Origin of the sequence: Meiothermus ruber DSM 1279, from assembly GCF_000024425.1 — a bacterium.
GTDB classification, from domain to species: domain Bacteria; phylum Deinococcota; class Deinococci; order Deinococcales; family Thermaceae; genus Meiothermus; species Meiothermus ruber.
Map to the genome: position 1 here is coordinate 1,099,636 of NC_013946.1, position 17,734 is coordinate 1,117,369.

Annotated in this window: 17 protein-coding genes and 1 tRNA gene; 9 read left to right on the top strand and 9 right to left on the bottom strand. The window is 64.2% G+C overall.

Features of this window, described 5'->3' with window-relative positions; genetic code table 11:
- Nucleotides 1-21: 21 nt before the first annotated feature.
- Nucleotides 22-162, bottom strand: coding sequence for a hypothetical protein (locus MRUB_RS15925; protein WP_013013378.1), 141 nt, complete (start codon nucleotides 160-162; stop codon nucleotides 22-24).
- A gap of 31 nt (nucleotides 163-193) precedes the next feature.
- Here MRUB_RS15925 and MRUB_RS05540 point away from each other — a divergent pair, with 31 nt between their 5' ends.
- From MRUB_RS05540 to MRUB_RS05550, 3 genes are all read left to right on the top strand, one after another.
- Complete coding sequence (locus tag MRUB_RS05540; RefSeq protein ID WP_013013379.1) at nucleotides 194-1,387, top strand: acyl-CoA dehydrogenase family protein; 1,194 nt, start codon at nucleotides 194-196, stop codon at nucleotides 1,385-1,387.
- Between the two features lie 15 nt (nucleotides 1,388-1,402).
- Entirely contained in the window at nucleotides 1,403-2,449 is a 1,047-nt protein-coding gene (locus MRUB_RS05545) for a phosphotransferase family protein (protein ID WP_013013380.1), read from the top strand.
- A gap of 77 nt (nucleotides 2,450-2,526) precedes the next feature.
- The gene (locus MRUB_RS05550) at nucleotides 2,527-3,444 is read left to right on the top strand and encodes an arginase family protein (protein WP_013013381.1); all 918 of its coding nucleotides are present in this window, start codon (nucleotides 2,527-2,529) and stop codon (nucleotides 3,442-3,444) included.
- Between the two features lie 10 nt (nucleotides 3,445-3,454).
- On the opposite strand, the gene MRUB_RS05555 is transcribed toward MRUB_RS05550, so the two are convergent.
- Nucleotides 3,455-5,515: a hypothetical protein gene (locus tag MRUB_RS05555; protein WP_015586492.1), complete on the bottom strand. Its 2,061-nt coding sequence runs from the start codon at nucleotides 5,513-5,515 to the stop codon at nucleotides 3,455-3,457.
- A gap of 169 nt (nucleotides 5,516-5,684) precedes the next feature.
- On the opposite strand from MRUB_RS05555, the gene greA reads away from it, so the two are divergent.
- Nucleotides 5,685-6,164 carry a transcription elongation factor GreA gene (greA, locus tag MRUB_RS05560; RefSeq protein ID WP_013013383.1) on the top strand — a complete coding sequence of 160 codons (480 nt, stop codon included), beginning with the start codon at nucleotides 5,685-5,687 and terminating at the stop codon, nucleotides 6,162-6,164.
- Nucleotides 6,165-6,250: 86 nt separating this feature from the next.
- The gene (surE, locus tag MRUB_RS05565; RefSeq protein ID WP_013013384.1) at nucleotides 6,251-7,024 is read left to right on the top strand and encodes a 5'/3'-nucleotidase SurE; all 774 of its coding nucleotides are present in this window, start codon (nucleotides 6,251-6,253) and stop codon (nucleotides 7,022-7,024) included.
- A gap of 48 nt (nucleotides 7,025-7,072) precedes the next feature.
- Here surE and MRUB_RS05570 read toward each other — a convergent pair whose 3' ends face one another.
- The 5 genes from MRUB_RS05570 to rph form a co-directional block, all read right to left on the bottom strand.
- Nucleotides 7,073-8,494, bottom strand: coding sequence for a sensor histidine kinase (locus MRUB_RS05570; protein ID WP_013013385.1), 1,422 nt, complete (start codon nucleotides 8,492-8,494; stop codon nucleotides 7,073-7,075).
- A 130-nt stretch (nucleotides 8,495-8,624) separates the two neighbouring features.
- On the bottom strand, nucleotides 8,625-9,299 hold the full coding sequence (locus MRUB_RS05575) for a response regulator transcription factor (protein WP_162147914.1): 675 nt from the start codon (nucleotides 9,297-9,299) through the stop codon (nucleotides 8,625-8,627).
- A 107-nt stretch (nucleotides 9,300-9,406) separates the two neighbouring features.
- A complete protein-coding gene (locus MRUB_RS05580) occupies nucleotides 9,407-11,659 on the bottom strand; it encodes an endonuclease MutS2 (protein ID WP_013013387.1) in 2,253 nt (750 codons plus the stop codon).
- A gap of 81 nt (nucleotides 11,660-11,740) precedes the next feature.
- Nucleotides 11,741-12,352, bottom strand: coding sequence for an RdgB/HAM1 family non-canonical purine NTP pyrophosphatase (gene rdgB, locus MRUB_RS05585; protein WP_013013388.1), 612 nt, complete (start codon nucleotides 12,350-12,352; stop codon nucleotides 11,741-11,743).
- Nucleotides 12,353-12,425: 73 nt separating this feature from the next.
- Nucleotides 12,426-13,142 carry a ribonuclease PH gene (rph, locus tag MRUB_RS05590; protein ID WP_013013389.1) on the bottom strand — a complete coding sequence of 239 codons (717 nt, stop codon included), beginning with the start codon at nucleotides 13,140-13,142 and terminating at the stop codon, nucleotides 12,426-12,428.
- A gap of 49 nt (nucleotides 13,143-13,191) precedes the next feature.
- On the opposite strand from rph, the gene MRUB_RS05595 reads away from it, so the two are divergent.
- Nucleotides 13,192-13,266, top strand: a tRNA-Thr gene (locus tag MRUB_RS05595).
- 128 nt (nucleotides 13,267-13,394) lie between these two features.
- On the opposite strand, the gene MRUB_RS05600 is transcribed toward MRUB_RS05595, so the two are convergent.
- Nucleotides 13,395-14,219: a metalloenzyme gene (locus tag MRUB_RS05600; RefSeq protein ID WP_412176866.1), complete on the bottom strand. Its 825-nt coding sequence runs from the start codon at nucleotides 14,217-14,219 to the stop codon at nucleotides 13,395-13,397.
- Nucleotides 14,220-14,335: 116 nt separating this feature from the next.
- Here MRUB_RS05600 and MRUB_RS05605 point away from each other — a divergent pair, with 116 nt between their 5' ends.
- From MRUB_RS05605 to MRUB_RS05615, 3 genes are all read left to right on the top strand, one after another.
- Entirely contained in the window at nucleotides 14,336-14,755 is a 420-nt protein-coding gene (locus MRUB_RS05605) for an OsmC family protein (RefSeq protein WP_013013391.1), read from the top strand.
- Between the two features lie 123 nt (nucleotides 14,756-14,878).
- The gene (locus MRUB_RS05610) at nucleotides 14,879-15,412 is read left to right on the top strand and encodes an RNA polymerase sigma factor (RefSeq protein ID WP_043956629.1); all 534 of its coding nucleotides are present in this window, start codon (nucleotides 14,879-14,881) and stop codon (nucleotides 15,410-15,412) included.
- Nucleotides 15,409-16,044 (top strand): anti-sigma factor, encoded by a 636-nt coding sequence (locus MRUB_RS05615; protein ID WP_013013393.1) that lies wholly within the window; start codon nucleotides 15,409-15,411, stop codon nucleotides 16,042-16,044. The genes MRUB_RS05610 and MRUB_RS05615 overlap by 4 nt, the downstream gene beginning before the upstream one ends.
- On the opposite strand, the gene MRUB_RS05620 is transcribed toward MRUB_RS05615, so the two are convergent.
- Nucleotides 16,039-17,640 carry a succinic semialdehyde dehydrogenase gene (locus tag MRUB_RS05620; RefSeq protein WP_013013394.1) on the bottom strand — a complete coding sequence of 534 codons (1,602 nt, stop codon included), beginning with the start codon at nucleotides 17,638-17,640 and terminating at the stop codon, nucleotides 16,039-16,041. The two genes, MRUB_RS05615 and MRUB_RS05620, sit on opposite strands and share 6 nt — an antisense overlap.
- Between the last annotated feature and the right edge of the window lie 94 nt (nucleotides 17,641-17,734).

Genomic DNA, 17,734 nt, shown 5'->3' on the forward strand with positions numbered 1-17,734 from the left:
CCTGTCTTTTCGATGCTACAATCACCCTAACGCAGCCTCGAGGTCTTCGAACGCAGCCAGGGCTGGCAGGGCGTGCGGCTGGGGTCGGGCGGCGCGCAGGTGGCCTGCCTGGGCCTGGAGGTGCGCCTCGAGGATGTCTTCGGTGTGGCCTGAGCCTGCCATTACCAAACTCCACGCGGTAGACTAAGGCCAAATGACCGCACAAACCACCGACCTGGCGCTGGAAGTTCGCAGGTTCCTCGAGGCCGAGGTGCTGCCCCTCGAGCCCATCTTCCTGAAGCACGGCTTCAAGGCCGTTCTGCCCGAGCTGGAGCGGGTTCGGCAAAAGGTGAAGGAAAAGGGCTGGTGGCTGCCCCCGCTGCAAAAGCCGCTGGGTATGGGCCTGGGCCTGGGGGTCTTTGCCCGCCTGAGCGAGGAGCTGGGCCGCAGCCCCCTGGGCCACTACGTCTTCAACACCCAGGCCCCCGACATCGGCAATATGGAGGTGCTGCTCAAACACGGCACGCCGGAGCAGAAAGCGCGTTTTCTGGAGCCTTTGGCAAAGGGCGAGGTTCGCAGTTCCTTTGGCATGACCGAGCCCGGGTACCCCGGTTCCAACCCGGTCTGGATGAACACACGGGCGGTGCTCGAGGGCGACCAGTGGGTTATCAATGGGCACAAATGGTACACCACCGGCTTCGAGGGCTCGAGCTTCTGTATCGTGATGTGCATCACCGACCCCGAGCAGCCCAACCCCTACGCCCGGGCCAGCCAGATCATCGTGCCCACCGATGCCCCCGGCTTCCAGCAGGTGCGCAAAATCTCGGTGATGGGGGAGGAGGGCGAGGACTGGATGAGCCACTCCGAAATCCGGCTTGAAAACGTGCGGGTGCCCCAGGAGAACCTGCTGGGTGCGCGCGGCAAGGGCTTCGCCATCGCTCAGGAGCGGCTGGGGCCGGGGCGCATCCACCACTGCATGCGCTGGATTGGCATCGCCCAGCGCAGCCTCGAGCTGATGTGCGCCTACGCCGCCCGGCGCGAGCTTGCCCCCGGCAAGCCCCTGGGTTCGCGCCAGGCCATCCAGCACCTGATCGCCGAGTCCCAGGCCGAGATTCACGCGGCCCGGCTGATGGTGCTGGATGCTGCCGAGAAGGTCGAGCAAAAAGGGGCCGAGGGGGCTCGAGTGGAAATCTCGCTCATCAAATTCTTTGTGGCTGGGGTGTTGCAGCGGGTGCTGGACCGGGCCATCCAGGTGCATGGGGGCCTGGGGATGTCCGACGACCTGCCGCTCTCGTTCTTCTACCGCCACGAACGGGCCGCCCGCATCTACGATGGGGCCGACGAAGTCCACAAGACCGTGGTGGCTCGAGCCCTGCTCAAGGACTATGGCCTGGATATCTCGCTCTGACCCAAGGGTACTGCCATGACCGACCAACTCGCCCCCATCCGACCCGGCGAAGAGCTGGACATCGCGCGGCTACAGGCCTACCTGCTGGAGCACCTGCCAGGGGCCGAAGGCCGCCTCGAGGTGCTGCAGTTCCCCAGCGGTTTTTCCAACCTGACCTACCTGCTCAGGCTGGGCGGGCAGGAGCTGGTGCTGCGCCGCCCGCCGTTTGGGGCCAACATCAAGACCGCCCACGACATGGCCCGGGAGTACCGGATTCTCTCGGCCCTCAAGCCGGTCTACCCCAAGGTGCCCCGGCCCTTGCTCTACTGCCCGGATGATTCGGTGATCGGTGCGCCCTTTTACCTGATGGAGCGCCTGCACGGGGTGATTCTGCGCACCCAGCCCCCGCCCGACCTGACCCCCGAGCGTATGCGCAAGATTTGCGAGGCCGCGCTCGAGGCCCTGGTCGAGCTGCACAGCCTGGACTATCAGAAAGCTGGCCTGGGCGACCTGGGCCGGCCCGAGGGCTATGTGGAGCGGCAGGTGCGGGGCTGGACGGAGCGCTACCAGAAGGCCCGCACCGAGGCGGTGCCCGGCATGGAGCAGGCCATGGAGTGGCTGGCCGCCCACATCCCGCCAGGCTCGAGCGCCGCCCTGATCCACAACGACTTCAAATACGACAACCTGCTACTGAACCCCGCCGACCTAACCCAGGTAATGGCCGTGCTGGACTGGGAGATGGCCACCCTGGGCGACCCCCTGATGGATCTGGGCACCACCCTGGGCTACTGGGCAGAGCCCGACGACCCGCCGGGCCTGCGGCGCTTTGGCCTGACCCACCTGCCGGGCAACCTGCGCCGGGCCGAGCTGGTCGCGGCCTACGCGGCCCGCAGCGGTCGTAATGTGGATAACATCGTGTTTTATTACGTGTTCGGGCTCTTTAAGGTGGGCGTGATCATGCAGCAGATTTTTTTCCGCTACCAGAAGGGCTACACCCGCGACCAGCGCTTCGCGGTGCTGATACACCTGATCCGCGAAATCGGTCAGAAGATACAGAAAGCCATCGCCACAGGCGAGGTTTAGAGGTATAAGGTACTTTGTATGGCGTGTTGCTGGGCGCTACTACAAAAGCCCAGCAATTCAAACTAGGGATATACCTTATGCGATACACCGAACTCGCCTTTACCGGCCCGGCCACCTTTTTCAAAGCCCCCTACCGGCCCCTTACTGAGCCCTGGCAGGCCGAGGTGGGGCTGTTGGGCCTGCCCTACGACTTTGCCGTGGGCTACCGCCCGGGCGCCCGTTTTGCCCCCAATGCCCTGCGCGAGGCCAGCGGACGCTACGCACCGGGGCCGGAGGGGTGGTTCGACCTCGAGACCGAGACCTACCGCCTCCAGGGGGTGCACCTTGTGGACGCGGGCGACGTAGACCCGGCCCAGCTCGAGTACCACGAGACCTTCCGCCGCATTACCGAGGCGGCCCGCGCCCTGCGCGGGCGGGTGAAACTGCCGGTGTTTGTGGGGGGCGACCACTCGGTTACCTACCCGGTTTTACGGGCCTACGACGACCTCGAGGAACTCCACATCGTCCAGCTCGACGCACACCTGGACTTCTCGGACAGCCGCAACGCCACCCGCTTTTCCAACAGCAGCCCCTTCCGCCGGGCGGTGGAAGATGTTCCGGGGCTCAAGCAGATCACCGTGGTGGGGCTGCGCGGCCTGCGCACCAACCCCGAGGCCTACCAGGCCGCCAAAAACCGGGGCCACACCCTGATTACCGCCCGCACGGTGCGCGAGAACCTGCATGGGGTGCTCGAGCGGCTCCCTAAAGGCCAGCGGGTTTACATCAGCTTCGATGCCGACGTGCTCGACCCCTCTATTCTGCCCGGCACCAGCAGCCCTGAGGTGGAGGGCCTGAGCTACACCCAGGCCATGGCGGTGGTGCGGCAAACGGTTACGCAAAACCAGCTTGTGGGCTTCGACCTGGTCGAACTGGCCCCCAACCTCGACCCAGGGGGGCTTTCGGCCCTGGTGGGGGCGCGGCTCTTGGCCGAGGTGCTGGCCTGCTGGGCCGGCTGAACAGGCGGGTTCATGCAGCCCGGGTGTTGCCCCGAAAAACCAGCAGCGCCCATAGCAGCAGGTGCAGGCCTAAGGCCACACCGGCTAGCACAACCCCCCAGTCGTTGCCCAGCCGCCACAGCCATAGACCGCCGCCGAATGCCAGCAAGACGAGCAGGCCCCAGCCCTGGCTGTAGGTAGGGCTGCCGGGGAAAAAAAACTGCACTGCTCGCCGCCAGGCCGGGCTGGGGGCCGCGCTTTGCGGCTTGGGGAGGAAGAAACACAGCAGGTGGTAGGCTGCGAACAGCAGGATGAGCGCAGCAGCAGTCCAGGCCCACAGCGGGCTGGGCCAGATGGGCAGGTTGCGCCAGGTGGCCGGGAAATCTGAAGCCAGGGCCTGCAAATTGCTCAGGCCCACCGCTGCGGCAATGATTCGGGGCGTGGGAACAGCCTCCCGCGCCACGCCAGCCTGGTGGTAAACAGCCGTCCAAAAGTCGCCCCCAAGGCCCAGGGCCTCCCGCACGGCCGCCGAGGTGGGGGCCCGCTGATAGGCCTGGGCCAGGGCTTCAGGGGTGCCGCGCCCCACCAGGACGTAAGTCCAGGGGGGGGCTTCCTGGTAGAGCCGCTGGGACTCGCTGGGGTTTTCTTTGGCCAGGGCATAGGCCAGCAGGCCGCGCAGTGGTGCGGTGTTGGCAAAACTGCGCAGGGCTTCTGCAGCAGCGCTCGAGCGCAGTGTACCCCGCATGAGGCTATCCTGGGCCAGGAGGGCTTCGGAGCGGGCCATAACACCCCAGGCCAGCAAGGCTGAAGCGGCCAGTAGAAACAGCAGCAGCAACACAGCCCGCTCGCCCAGGGTGGTGTAGGCTAGCACGCTGTGGCGCAGCCGCAGCAAAGGATGCCGCAACCAGCCCAGCAGCCAACCCCCGCTTGGGCGTACCCCGCGTAGCTGAGCCGGCAGGTAGATCAGGGTCAGGTACAGCAGCACCAGGCCGTACAACCCGAGCAGCACCCAGGTTGCCAGGGAAAGGTTGGCGGAGGTCAGGGGGGTCTGCCAGCCGGCCACCTGTCGCAAGGCTGCGCGGTAACGCTGGCCCAGATCGGGGCGACCCTGGGCCTCGAGCCAGCCCACCTGCTCCCATAGCATGGCTTTGGCACCGGGTAGCTGGGGTAAATACTTTAGGAAAAAGTCCGACCACAGCAGGCTCTGCTCGAGCCCCTGCCGGCGTGCAACCCGGATCTGCAACAACCAGGGCTCGAGCCAGCGCATGACCCCTTCTCCCCAGGCCAGCTCGGGGCGGTGGCCGCGCTGCAGCAAGTCCCGGCCGACCGCCTCGAGGTCGGCCGGGTGGAGGCTGTTGGCGTCGAGGCTAAAGTAGTACCAGTAGGGGCGGTTGGATTCCGGGCTCTGATCCAGCCCGCTGGCATTGGCGGCGGCCAGCGTGTCGCGGTACTCCCGAATGACCGCCAGGCTTTCCCAGCGCCCTTCGTAGGGCCTGCCAGCAAAAGCCCCGAGGCCCAGCCGCCGACCATCCTCTAACAAAACGGTCAGCTCGCTATCGGCCTCCAGGGCCCGAACCTCCCCTGGCGGGTAGTGCTGGGCCACCACCCTCGGCGTTTGCAGGTCAATTTCCAGCACCAGCGGGCCGCGAGCGATAAAAGCCCGCTGGCCCACCACCTTTGGGCCGATCCAGCTCCCCTTGAGCGGGAGCTTCCAACTGCCCACCACCAGCCCATCGGGGGCTAGGGTTGGTGGCCCTGGCTCGGTCTGCGCCGGTGGGGTGGACTGGGTGGCGGGGGGGGATGGGGCAGCGCGCACCGTGGTTCTGGCCTCGAGGGTGCGCTCGCCTATCTGGATGCTGATTCTGTACTCACCCGCGGCCGGGGGCGTCCAGGTGGCGGCCAGACTGCCCTCAGGGGCCTCGAGGTCGAGTTCGGTGGAGGTGTTTTCGGAAGCGATCTTCAAAACATAGCGACCTGGAGGGAAGTCGGCCCCTCGGATTTCCAGGGGCTGCCCAACCTGGGCTTCAGGCGGTACGGTTAGGCTCTGGGCCAGCGCCATACCCAAAAGGAGAACACCCGCTATCCAGCGCATGGCGCCATTTTATTCCACGGAAAAGTGAGTTCGTAAAACCCATCTCGAGCAGCCGCGGCAACCAACTGCGATAAGATCGGGCAAAACCCGTGTTTTATGCTGGTCGGGCGTGGGCTGTACTATACTGGGATGGGGTCTACCTTGGGTAGACTCTTGGAGGTTTTGTTGAATGGCCGATAAAAAACCGGTATACCTTACCGCAGAAGGCAAGGCGCGGCTCGAGCAGGAGCTGGCCTACCTGAAAACCGAGAAGATGCAGCAAATTGCCGAAGAGATGGGCCGGGCCATCGCCGAGGGCGATTTGCGTGAGAATGCCGGTTACGACGAAGCGCGCCGGGCCATGTGGCAGAACAACAGCCGCATTGCCGAGCTCGAGGACATCCTTAGCCGGGTGCAGATTGTGGAGTCGGGGAATGGCATCCCCACCGAGGTACAAATAGGCGTAACGGTGGCGCTTGAGACCGCTACCGGCCAGCGCATGAGCGTAACCATGGTGGGCAGCCATGAGGCCGACGTGTTCAGCGGCAAGATTTCCAATGAATCACCCCTGGGCCAGGCCCTGATGGGCAAAAAGGTGGGCGATGAGGTGCAGGTCAAGGGCCCCAAGGGCAGCCAGACCTATGTGGTGGTCGAACTCGTATACGCTTAGAGGCGCTTCGGGACAGCATTGAGTAAAAAGGTTGGGTGATACCCGGGCCTACCGCCCTGGGGCTGTAGCCCTTAGGCTGTTTGAGTATGCGAATTTTAGTAGCCAACGACGACGGTATCTTTTCGCCTGGAATCAAGGCGCTGGCCTTTGCTTTGCGCGAGCTGGCCGAGGTTAACGTGGTGGCCCCCGATGTGGAACAGTCGGGGGTGGGGCATAGCATCACCTTCCGACGTCCCCTGCGCTTCAAGCACACCGCCTCGGCGGGCTTTGGTGAGATTCCGGCTTACCGGGTGGATGGCACACCGGCCGACTGCGTGGTGCTGGGCAGCCGGCTGCTGGGCTGGCCGGATCTGGTGGTCTCGGGGATTAACATCGGGGTCAATATGGGCCTGGATCTAACCCATTCGGGCACGGTGGCGGCGGCTTTGGAGGGGGCCTCGTTGGGCATTCCCTCGATTGCCTTCAGCCTGGACGCCTCCGGGGAGGAGCTGCGCTTTGAGGAGGCGGCCCGGTATGCGGTGCCAATTGTGCGCTGGGTGTTGAAGCATGGCCTGCCCAACAAAACCCTGCTCAACGTAAACTTTCCTAACCGCACCCCACAAGGGGTCAAGGTAACCCGTCTCTCCACCCACCGCTATGAAGACTCCATCGTCGAACGGGAAGACCCCGATGGGCGGCCTTACTACTGGGTGGCCGGCAAGCCCACCGCCGAACTGGAGGAAGGTACCGATTACTGGGCGGTGCAGCAGGGATTCATATCCATTACCCCCATCTCCCTGGACTACACCAACTACGCATTTGCGGAAGAGCTCGAGCGAAAGTTCAGGGTGCGCGCCCCCAAAAAGACAGCCAGAGGTTGACCTGGCTGCGGGCACACGAGGAAACCCCGGCCTGCTCATAGGATGGGCCTAGGCCAGTTGGGGGTGGGGGGCTGTGGCCTTCTTAAGGGAGATGCTGAAAACGGAGCCTTTGCCCGGCTCGCTCTCGGCCCAGACATGGCCCCCATGGGCCTCCACAATTGAACGCACGATGGCCAGCCCCAGCCCGCTACCACCGCGGGCGCGGTCGCGGGCTTTATCAACGCGATAAAAGCGCTCAAACAGGTGGGGGAGGTGCTCTTTGCTGATGCCCTCACCGTTGTCCTCTACCCGGATAACAACCCGCTCGGCCAGGTCAAGCGCGATGAGCCTGATCCGGGTAGCACCGGCTTTGATGGCGTTGGAAACCAGGTTGGCCATGACCTGGTGCAATCGTTCAGGGTCGCCCAGCACCCATACGTGCTCGGGGGCCTGCACCTCAATCTGGCCTTCGAAGCTTTTGCTGTATTCTTCCTCAATCTCGTTGAGCACGGTTTTTAGGTGCACCGAACCCAGCTCGATCTTCCAGCTTCCGCCGGTTTTGGAGAGTTCGAGCAGATCCCCCACCAGCTTTTGCATCCGCTCGGACTCACGCTTGATGATCTCGAGGCTTTCGCGCTGCTGCTCAGTAATCTGCGTGCGCCGAAGCAGGTAGTTAACGTGCCCCAGAATGGCTGTTACCGGTGTGCGCAGCTCGTGGGAAGCGTCGGCCAGAAAACGGCCCTGGGTTTCCCAGGCGCTCTCGAGCCGCGAGAGCATGCGGTTGAGTGACTTAACCAGCGAGGCCACCTCGTTGTTGCCTTCCAGCTCCGGGAGTTTTTCGGGTTTATTGCTGACCTGTTCGGCTTTTTTAGCTACCCACTCGAGGGGCTCGAGGGTTTGCCGAACCAGCCGGAAGGCCAGCAGACCACCAAAAACCAGCACCAGCAGCGCGGTGGCCGTATAGGTACGGGCAAAGTCGGTGAGGGTGCTCTGGATGCCCTCGGTGGACTTGCCCACCATCAGGATGACCAACTGGGGGCCTTGGGGAATGCCGGCGATCTCGGTTACCAGGCGCTCGGCCCGCAAGCGCAAGGGGATCTGGCTGCCATCTGGACGGGTGAGGGTGGTTTGGGTGTAAAAACCGCCGGAGCGCAACACCTCCTGTAAGCCTTTTTCCGAAAGGGCCAGGGTGGCATCGCCCATGGCCAGCGACTTGGCGATGGGGATGGCAGCCCCTTGCAGGATGTCGCTGGGGGTGGGGTTGGGGTAGGGCACCCATAAGGCCTGGCCGTAGACGGTGAGTGGCAAGCCCTCCAGGTCGCCCTGTTCGCGGATGAGGCGTTGGGCTGTTTGCGAAGTCTCGATTAGTTCCCGGCGCAGATTATCGTAGAGGGTAAACTGCAAGCTGCCGTAGACCGAACCCCCGATGAGCAGCAGGGAAAAAGCCAGCAAAGCCAGCGTGAGCAGGGTAATGCGGGTGCGGAGGGTCATGGGTGGGCCTTGGTGCGCTGAACGGTACCGTCGAGCATCGCGCGCTGCTACGGCAATCATTGTATGAGCAGATCGCCCGACTGTGCGCGCCCCAGGGTGCTGGCGGTGGAAGAGATCGCGTGTTCTGGGTTCAGTCTTCCCGTAACACGTAGCCCACACCCCGCACGGTGTGTATCAGGCGGCGCTCACCGGCGCCCTCGAGCTTCTTCCGCAAGTAGCCGATGTACACATCGACCACGTTGGAGCCGCCCTGGTAGCCGGGCCAGACCTTTTCCTCGATTTCGAAGCGGCTGAACACCTTGCCGGGGCTCTTGGCCAGCAACTCCAGGAGCTCGAACTCCTTGTTGGAGAACTCGATGCGCCGGCCTGAACGGTATACCTCGCGGCCCTCGAGGTTGATGATCAGGTCGGAGACCCGAATTTCGCCGGTAATGGCGGGGGTTACCCGGCGCAGGTGGGCGCGGATGCGGGCCAGCAGCTCCTCGATGCTGAAGGGCTTCACCAGGTAGTCGTCGGCGCCGGCATCCAGGCCCTCCACCTTGTCTTCGACCCGGTCTTTGGCGGTCAGGATAACGATCGGTACATTGGAGGTCTTGCGAATCCGGCGGGCCACCTCGAGGCCGTCCATGACTGGTAGCATCAGGTCCATCACCACCAGGTTGGGGTTGGTCTCACGAAAGCGCGATAGGCCGGTGATGCCGTCGTAGGCCACCTCGGTACGGTAGCCCTCGGCCTGAAGCTCGAGCTCAATAAAGCGGGCGATATCCTTTTCGTCTTCGACGATCAGGATCAGGGGTTGATCCATGCTTTCCATACCAGCAGGGTAGCCGCACTTCTCATGAGAATGATGGCTATCTAACTAAGTATTTTCTCATTTGTAGGCATCTTTATGAGAGCAGGCGCATGCCTTTTTCAGATGCGCAGATGCACCACGGTGACCCCATGGCCGCCCTCGTAGGGCACTGCGTCGTGGAAGCTCTCCACCCGACGGTCGCGCTTGAGCGACTCCCGCAGCGCGTTGCGTAAAGCCCCGGTGCCCTTACCGTGCAGCAAGCGGACGGGGGTGGTGGCGGTGGCTTTGGCCTCGGCCAGGTAGTCGTCCACGGCCAGCAAGGCTTCTTCAACGGTGAGGCCGCGCAGATTGAGCTCGGTGGGAATTTTGGCTTTATGGGCTACACGGCCGGCTGAGGGCTTGGACTGGTGGGCCGGCTGGGGCTGGAGGCGCGCTACCGGAACGGTGAGCCGCACAGCCCCCATCTGCAAGACGGCCTCCTGGCCCCTAAGCTCCACCACGGTGGCCTGGCCCCCATACTCGGGCACCTCGACGATGGCCCCTACCTGCAAGCCGGGGTTGCTGGGGGCGGCCTTCTCCGGGCGCTGGTAGCGGCTTCGGAGCTGAATAAGCTCTTGCAGGGCCTGGCCCTGGCCCTGGGTTTTGCTGCGCTCGCGGGTCTGTCGGATGCGCTCCTGGGCTTCTTTGACGATCTGTTCGGCCTGGGCTTTGGCCTCCTCGATCAGGCGCTCTTTGTGTTCGGCCAGCTCGGCCAGTTGCCGCGCCAGTTCCTGCTGGAGCCGGGCGGTTTCCTGCTGCTGGGCCTGGGCCTTTTGATGGAGGGTGTACAGGCGTTCACGTTCGGCCTCGAGCGCGGCCAGCAGGCGTTCCAGACGCCCTCCCTCGGGCCCCAGCAGGGCTTCGGCCCGCTCGAGCTGCTCGCGCGGAAAGCCCAGCCGGCGGGCGATTGAGAGGGCGTAGCTGCGTCCAGGAGCCCCGACCACTAGCTGGTAGGTGGGGCGCAGGCGCTCCAGGTCGAAGCGCATTGAGGCGTTTTGCACACCGGGGGTGTCCTGGGCAAAAGCCTTGAGGGGGGAAAGGTGGGTGGTGATCAGGCCGCGCACCCCTTTGGCTAGCAGCCCTTCCACGAAGGCCTGGGCCAGGGCGGCGCCTTCCTCGGGGTCGGTGCCCGAGCCCAGTTCGTCGATCAGGGCCAGGCTGTGGGGGGTGGCGGCTTCCAGCACCTCTTTGAGGCGCAGCACGTGCGCGGCAAAGGTCGAGAGGCTCTCCTGCAGCGACTGTTGATCGCCGATGTCCACGAATAATCTGTCCGGAAAGGCCAGCTCGGCCTGTTCGGCGGCCACATACAGCCCACACTGGGCCATCAGCACGGCCAGACCCAGGGTCTTTAGCAGCGCGGTCTTGCCCCCCATGTTGGGGCCGGTGATGAGCAGGATGCGGTTATGCGGGGTGAGTGTAATATCGTTGCTAACGGGATTGGCAATCAGAGGGTGGCGGGCGGCTTGCAGCCGGTACAGCCCATCCCGGTTCAGGCGGGGTCGCACCAGCCCCCAGTCCTCGGCCAGGCTGGCCGCGGCCCGGGCCATGTCGAGCTCGGTCAGGGCCTGCAGGGTGGCCTCGAGCTCCGGGTCGTTGGCCAGAGCAGCCGAGAGTTCGAAGAGCACCCGGTTTACCTCGGCCTCTTCCTCGAGCCGCAAACTGGCCAGCTCGTTGTTCAGCGGCACCACCGAGGCGGGCTCGAGGTAGACGGTGAGTTTGGAATCGGACTGATCCAGCACGATGCCGGGGAGTTTATTCTGGTGGCTGGCTTTGACTGGAATAACGTAGCGGTCGCGTCGGAGGGTTACGAAGCGCTCCTGGATGGCCTCTGGGTGTCGATCCATGAGCTGGTAGAGCCTGTCCTGAATCCGTTCGCGCACTGGGTTGACCCGCCTGCGGATCTCCCGCAGCCGGGGGGTGGCCTCGTCGCGCACGTTGCCGGCTTCGTCGAGCGACTCCCGGATGCGCCGCAAAAAATAGGTGTGTTCGCCGATCCGGCCCGCCAGGGCTTTCAGATGCACACCGATCTCCAGCAGCTCGTGCTTGAGCGCCACAATGGCCTCGAGGCTCGCTGCCACCTCCCGTAGCTGGGGGCCTTCCAACCGGAGGCCCTCGCGGGCGGCGGCCAGGGGAGGGCGCAGGTCGACGATGCCCCCCAGCCGATAGGGATAGGCCAGGGCTTCGGCTACGATCTCCTGTTGCCTCTGGGCTTCCTCGAGGGTGCTTTTGGGCTGCAGGGCTAGCAGGGCTTCCCGGCCAATGAAGGTGGCGGCCCGCTCGGCCAGGGCCTGGCGAACACGGTCAAAGTCCAGCGATGCGGTGACCTCGAGCATACCTAACCCAAAGGGCCAGTATAGCCCAGCCGGCTCGACAGGATAGGATCTATCTCAGGTTTTGGGGTGAGCGGCCCGGGCCTACTCCTGTAGGGGCTGTTCTTTGCGAGCCCGTCCGAGCTTGTGGGCCTCGAGCAGTTGCCGCAAGGCCTTGCCCCGGTGGGAGTATGCAGCCTTTTCCTCGAGGGTCATCTCTGCAAAAGTCTTACCTGCTTCGGGTAGATAAAATAAAGGGTCGTAGCCAAAGCCCCACTCCCCACGGGGGGCCTCGAGGATCTCTCCCTCGGTCTCACCCCGGTAAAGTTCCATGTAACCATCGGGGTAGGCCATCACCAGCACGGCTACAAACCGGGCCTTGCGCTCGGCCCGGGGGACGCCCTTGAGACGCTCGAGCAGGTACACGTTGCGCTCAGTGTCGGTGCTTTTGTTGCCGTAACGGGCCGAGTAGACCCCAGGCTCCCCGCCCAGGGCGGCGACCTCGAGGCCCGAGTCATCGGCCAGGGTGGGCAGTCCGCTATGCTTAGCAGCGAAGGCCGCTTTAAGCACGGCATTGTCCTCAAAGGTAGAGCCCTCCTCAGGCGGCAGCTTGAAGGGGTAATCGAGCAAGGAAAACAGCGTCCAACCCAAAGGCGCGAGCCCTTCCCGAATCTCACGAAACTTGCCTGGGTTGGAAGTGGCGATCAGCAGGTGCATCTATACTATCTTATCCATAAAAAGCCGAACGAACGGGTTGTTGTGGCATTGATGAGGGGTTTGAGACGCTCCCTCAGACGCGGTTCTTGAGCTGGGCATGCACCCGCCGCACCAGCTCGGGTATATGGGCTAGACCCATCTCCAGCATGGCCTGGTAGGTGCTTCTGGGCACTGGACGGCCTTCCCCTGCGCCGTGCAACTCGATAATATCGCCGGACTGGGTCGCCACCACGGTCAGGTCGGCCCAGGCGTTCTCGTCTTCGATCTGGGTTAGGTCGAGCAGCAGGCTATCGTCGCTCATCCAGCCCACGCTCACCGCGGCGAACTCGGTAAGGGGCCACTCATCCAGCTTGCCCTGGTTGACCAACCGATCCATGGCCATATGCAGCGCCGCATAGCCCCCCAAGAGCGAGGCCACGCGGGTGCCACCGTCGGCCTGAATTACATCGGCGTCAATCACCACGGTTTTGTTGGGCAGCAAACTCAAATCCAGTGCAGCGCGGAAAGCCCGCCCCAAAAACCGCTGAATCTCCGCTGTGCGGCCCGAAATTTTCTGGCGTTCGCGTTCCTTGCGCTCTTTGGTGGAGCGGGGCAGCAGGTTATACTCGGCCATGAGCCAGCCTTCGCGGCCCGAGACGTGCCGGGGCACCCCATCCGTCAGCGAAACGTTGACCAGCACCTTGGTATGCCCCAGCTCTACCAGCGCCGAACCCTCGGCGTAATGCACATAGCCCATGCGTAGTGTGAGGGGGCGCAGCTCCTGGGCCGCGCGGCCATCCTTGCGTTTCATCGCCGAGACTTTACCACATGCGCTCTTGCCGCTAAAATAACCAAGGCCTGCCGGTGTAGCTCAGCGGTAGAGCACTCGATTCGTAATCGAGCGGTCGTCGGTTCAAATCCGACCACCGGCTCCAGTCCAGGACGCAAAAAACCCGAGGGTGCGAATCCTCGGGTTTGCGTTTTGACCCCAATAAAGTTTGGGTCGTGCCTGGAGGGCTGGCTTGAGGAAAAGTTGTCTCCTGAGTGAAACCGATCCCGGCGGCTACGCCTCGAACTGTCGCTTGATCCAAGGCGCCAGGTCGGTCAGCGAGTGCATGGCTGGAACCTTTCCTGCCAAGGCCCCATAGACGATGAGGGGCACCGGGTTGAGGGTGTGCTGGGTATGCCAGGGTTCTTCGGCGTTGCCGTGGTCGGCGGTAAGAACCAGGGTGGCGGTGGGATTGGCGTTCAGGAAGCCCTCGAGGAAGCGATCCAGCTCGAGCCAGCGCTCGTCCAGCTTTTCCGGCATGCGATGGGCTGCGTAATCCAGCGCCCAGTATTCCAGGATGGTCAGGTCGTGTTGCTGGGCTATCTGGGCAAAGCGTGCGCCAGCGGCCTCGGGTTCGGGCCAGAAAGCCGGTAAGAGGGCCTGAGGGTGGTGCATGGGCAGAAGCTCGAGCCGGGCGGCCCTGGCCGCGAAGCCAAAAGCCGAGAGCAGGTTGCGGCGGCTGGTCTGTACTCTTTCCAGGTATTCCGGGCGGTAGGCGTTGGCGTGCAGTACCCGCAAACCCCGCTGGGTGGCCCAGACCTGCAAGCTATCCTGCTGCAGAAGGGTTTGGAGCTTGCTTAATGGGTGCGGCCCCTGGTGGTATCCCAGCACCTGGGCCGCATTGAGCCCGGTCAGCAAGGCGGTCTGGCCGGTGCCCGACTGGGGCAGGCCCTCCACCCCCAGCCGGGCGTCCAGGACGCGGTAAGCCAGGCCGGGCCGACTGAAGGGCCCCTGGCTGAACCCGCCGCTTAAAGCCCTTAGCGTGGGCAAGTCCAGGCGCTTTAGGGCGCTGCGGGGGTCGTGGGAAAGCCCCAGCCCATCCACGAATAAGAAGGCCAGCACGAGGGCATTGTGCGCTCACGAGCCAGAAAGGTCAAACCGCACCCCAACTTGCAACCTGCGACACATCCAAACCTGAAGGGCTAATTGCATGATAGGGGTCGAAAGGAGCTGGTATGCCTGTACGTTCGGCCCAAGCGGTTTGGAAAGGTACGCTAAAAGAAGGTCAGGGACACCTGAAGCTGGAGAGCGGGGTTTACGAAGGGCCTTACACCTGGGCCTCGCGTTTCGCCGAGGCCGGCGGAACCAACCCGGAGGAGCTAATTGGGGCGGCCCATGCTGGGTGCTTTGCCATGTTTTTGTCGGCCCTCCTGACCAACAACAACACCCCCCCCGAAGAGCTGCACGCCACCGCCAGGGTGCACCTGGGGGAGGGGCCGACCATCACCAAGATCGAGCTACACCTCGAGGGCAAGGTACCCGGCCTTAGCCCGGAGAAGTTTCAGGAGCTGGCCCAGGAGGCCAAGGCCAAATGCCCCATCTCCAAGGCCCTGGCCGCGGTGCCCGAGATCAGCCTGGAGGCCAAGCTGCTCTGAGGCCCTAAAAGATCGTGGTAAAGCGCACAGCGCCCTTGCTTTGATCCACATTTCACTTAAACATCTATAGCACCAGGGCCCACCGTAGTGTTGAATGGAGGCGTGGAGCCGGACGCCGAACTGATGGCGCGACTTGCCAAAGGGGATGAGCGTGCCTTGGAAGAGTTATACCGCCGCTATAGCCCCTCGCTGTACGCCCTGCTCCTGCGGATGCTCCAAAGCCATGAGGAGGCTGAAGAGATCTTGCAGGACAGCTTTGTACAGCTTTACCGGGAAGCCGCCCGCTACCAGCCTGAGCGCGGGGGGGTGGCGGCTTTTCTGTTCACCATCGGGCGCAACTTTGCCCTATCGCGTCTGCGTAGCCGCAAGGCCCGCCCACAAAAGCTAGAAGGCCACGACCTGCACAACCCCGAGCAGGAGCTGGGTCTTTGGCGGGAGGACGACCCCACCGATCGGATTCTGGTGAGGCGGGCCTTGTGTAGGCTCGAGCCCACCGACCGTAAGCTGCTGGAAGAAGCCTTTTTCGACGGCTACAGCCACAGCGAGCTGGCCGAGCGCCACAACCTGCCCCTGGGCACGGTCAAAACCCGGCTGCGGCGGGCCCTGCTCAAACTGCGCGCGTACCTGGGGGGGAAAGCGGTCTCGGAGGAAGCATGAACGACCTCCGCGAACTGCTCCCCGACTACGCCCTGGGCCTTCTGGAAGGCGAGGAGAAAGCCCGGCTCGAGCAGGCCCTGCAAACCTCGCCCGAGCTACAGGCGGAGCTGGCTGAGCTCAGGGCGGTCTTGTACCGGCTGCCGGAAAGCCTCCCACCGGTTGTGCCGCCCCCGAGGGTCTGGGCCCAGGTGCAGCGCAGGGTTTCTCCCAGGCGGGATTTCCTGCGCTGGGCTGCGGCGGGCCTAGTCCTGCTGGGGCTGGGCGGCTTCGGGGTGGAACAGTACCGTCGCTATCAGGCTCTGGCCGAGGAGCAGGCCAAGCTGGCCCGCTGGCTGAGTGATCCTGAGGTCAAGTGGCAGCTCATCCGAAACGACCAGGGCCAGGCCTTTGGCACCATGCTCTGGCGGGAAGAGGGGCCCTGCCTGATGGTAATGCGCGAGCCGCCGCCTCGCGGCAAAGTCTATCAGGCCTGGGGCCGCAAGCACGGTGCACCCCCGGTCTCGCTGGGGGTCTTCACGGGGCGGGTTTTTGAGACCAACTACGAAGGCTTCGACCTGATGGGGGTAAGCCTCGAGCCCCCCGGCGGTAGCCCCACACCCACCCAGCCGCTGGGCCGGGTGCCTACTTCATAGCCGGTACCACAGGCGGTAGAGCCACTTGAGGGCCCTGAGCGCGGCGGTTGCGATGCGCCCGTACCAGCCCCTGGGCAGCCAGGCCGGGCCGGTGACGGGCATGAGGCGCTCAATGGCAATGGTCTGTAGCTCGGTAAAGCGGTACAGCCCCTCCTGGCCGTGCCGCCGCCCCAGGCCCGAGGCCTTGAACCCCCCCATGGTCGCGTCCATCGAGGCCCAGGCCGCGGCGTAGCTCTCGTTGATGTTGACCGTGCCGGCCTGGATGCGGGCGGCCAGCGCGCGGGCTTTGCCCAGGTCTTTGCTCCAGATGCTGGCGTTGAGGCCATACTCGCTGTGGTTGATCTGGGCCAGCACCTGCTCGAGGTCGCTAAACTTGTACAGGCTGACCACCGGGCCAAAGGTTTCTTCGTGGTATACGCGCATCTCGGGCGTTACATCGGTCAGGATGGTGGGCTCGAAGAACAGGGTCCCCAGGTCGGGCCGGGGTCGGCCCCCGGTGAGCACCTTGGCCCCTTTCGCCACGGCGTCCTGCACGTGGGCCAGCACGGTATCGAACTGCCGCTGGACTGTGAGGGAGCCCATCTGCGAGCGGTGATCCAGGGTGGCCCCCAAACGCAGGCTCGAGGTTTTTTCCACGAAGCGCCGGGTGAAGGCCTCGAAGACCTTTTCGTGCACGTAGATGCGCTCGAGGGAGACGCAAAGCTGCCCGGCATTGGCGAACGCTCCGCGAACAGCGCCCTCCACGGCGGCCTCGAGGTTGGCGTCCTCCAGCACCAGCATGGGGTTTTTGCCCCCCAGCTCCAGGCTCACCCCAATAAGCCGTTCTCCGGCCTGGCGGGCCACCTTGCGCCCGGTGGGGGTGCTGCCGGTCAGGGCAATGAAATCCGCGGTAGCCACCAGGGCCTCACCCACCTCGCCACCCCCGGTCACAACCTGAAAAAGATCGCGCGGCAGCCCGGCCTCCTCCAGTAGGGACTGAATCCAGAGGGCCGTAAAGGTGGTCTGCAGGTCGGGCTTGAGCACCACCGCGTTGCCCGCCATCAGCGCGGGAATGGGCTCGCTCACCGCCATCACCAGCGGATAATTCCAGGGCGAGATGACCCCCACCACCCCCACCGGGTGGCGGTACTCCCAGGTCTGGGTCAGGCCCAAAAAAGTACCGCCCACCCGCCGGGGACGCAGCCAGCCCGGGCTGCGGGTGGCGTAGTACTGGGCCACAATGGCCGTGTCCAGCAGCTCTTCCTGGGCATCGCGGCGGGCCTTGCCGGTCTCGTACTGGGTCAGGTCGAGGATCTCGGCCTGCCGCTCCAGCAGCAAGTCGTGGAAGCGCAGCATGATGCGGGCTCGAGACCTGGCATCCATTCGGGCCCAGGCCGGCTGGGCCTGCCGGGCACGCTCCACGGCCTGGCGCACATCCTGGGCGTTGCTCAGCGGAAAGACACCCAGCACCCTTCCATTGAAGGGGGAGTACAGGGTGTAGGGGGTGTGGGGCTTCGACGCAGAGACTCGCTGCGCCAGCCGCTCGAGCAGCTCTGGGGTGAACAGGGGTGTTTCCCGCGGGGGATTGATGGCGCGCAGCCGGCCTGTTTCGATCATCCTGAGCCCATGTTGGGATGCAGGGGTTGTCCAGTCAAGCCCCCGGATTTATAAAAGCGCTTCCACATCGATTAGAAGCCCGTATTCGCACTCC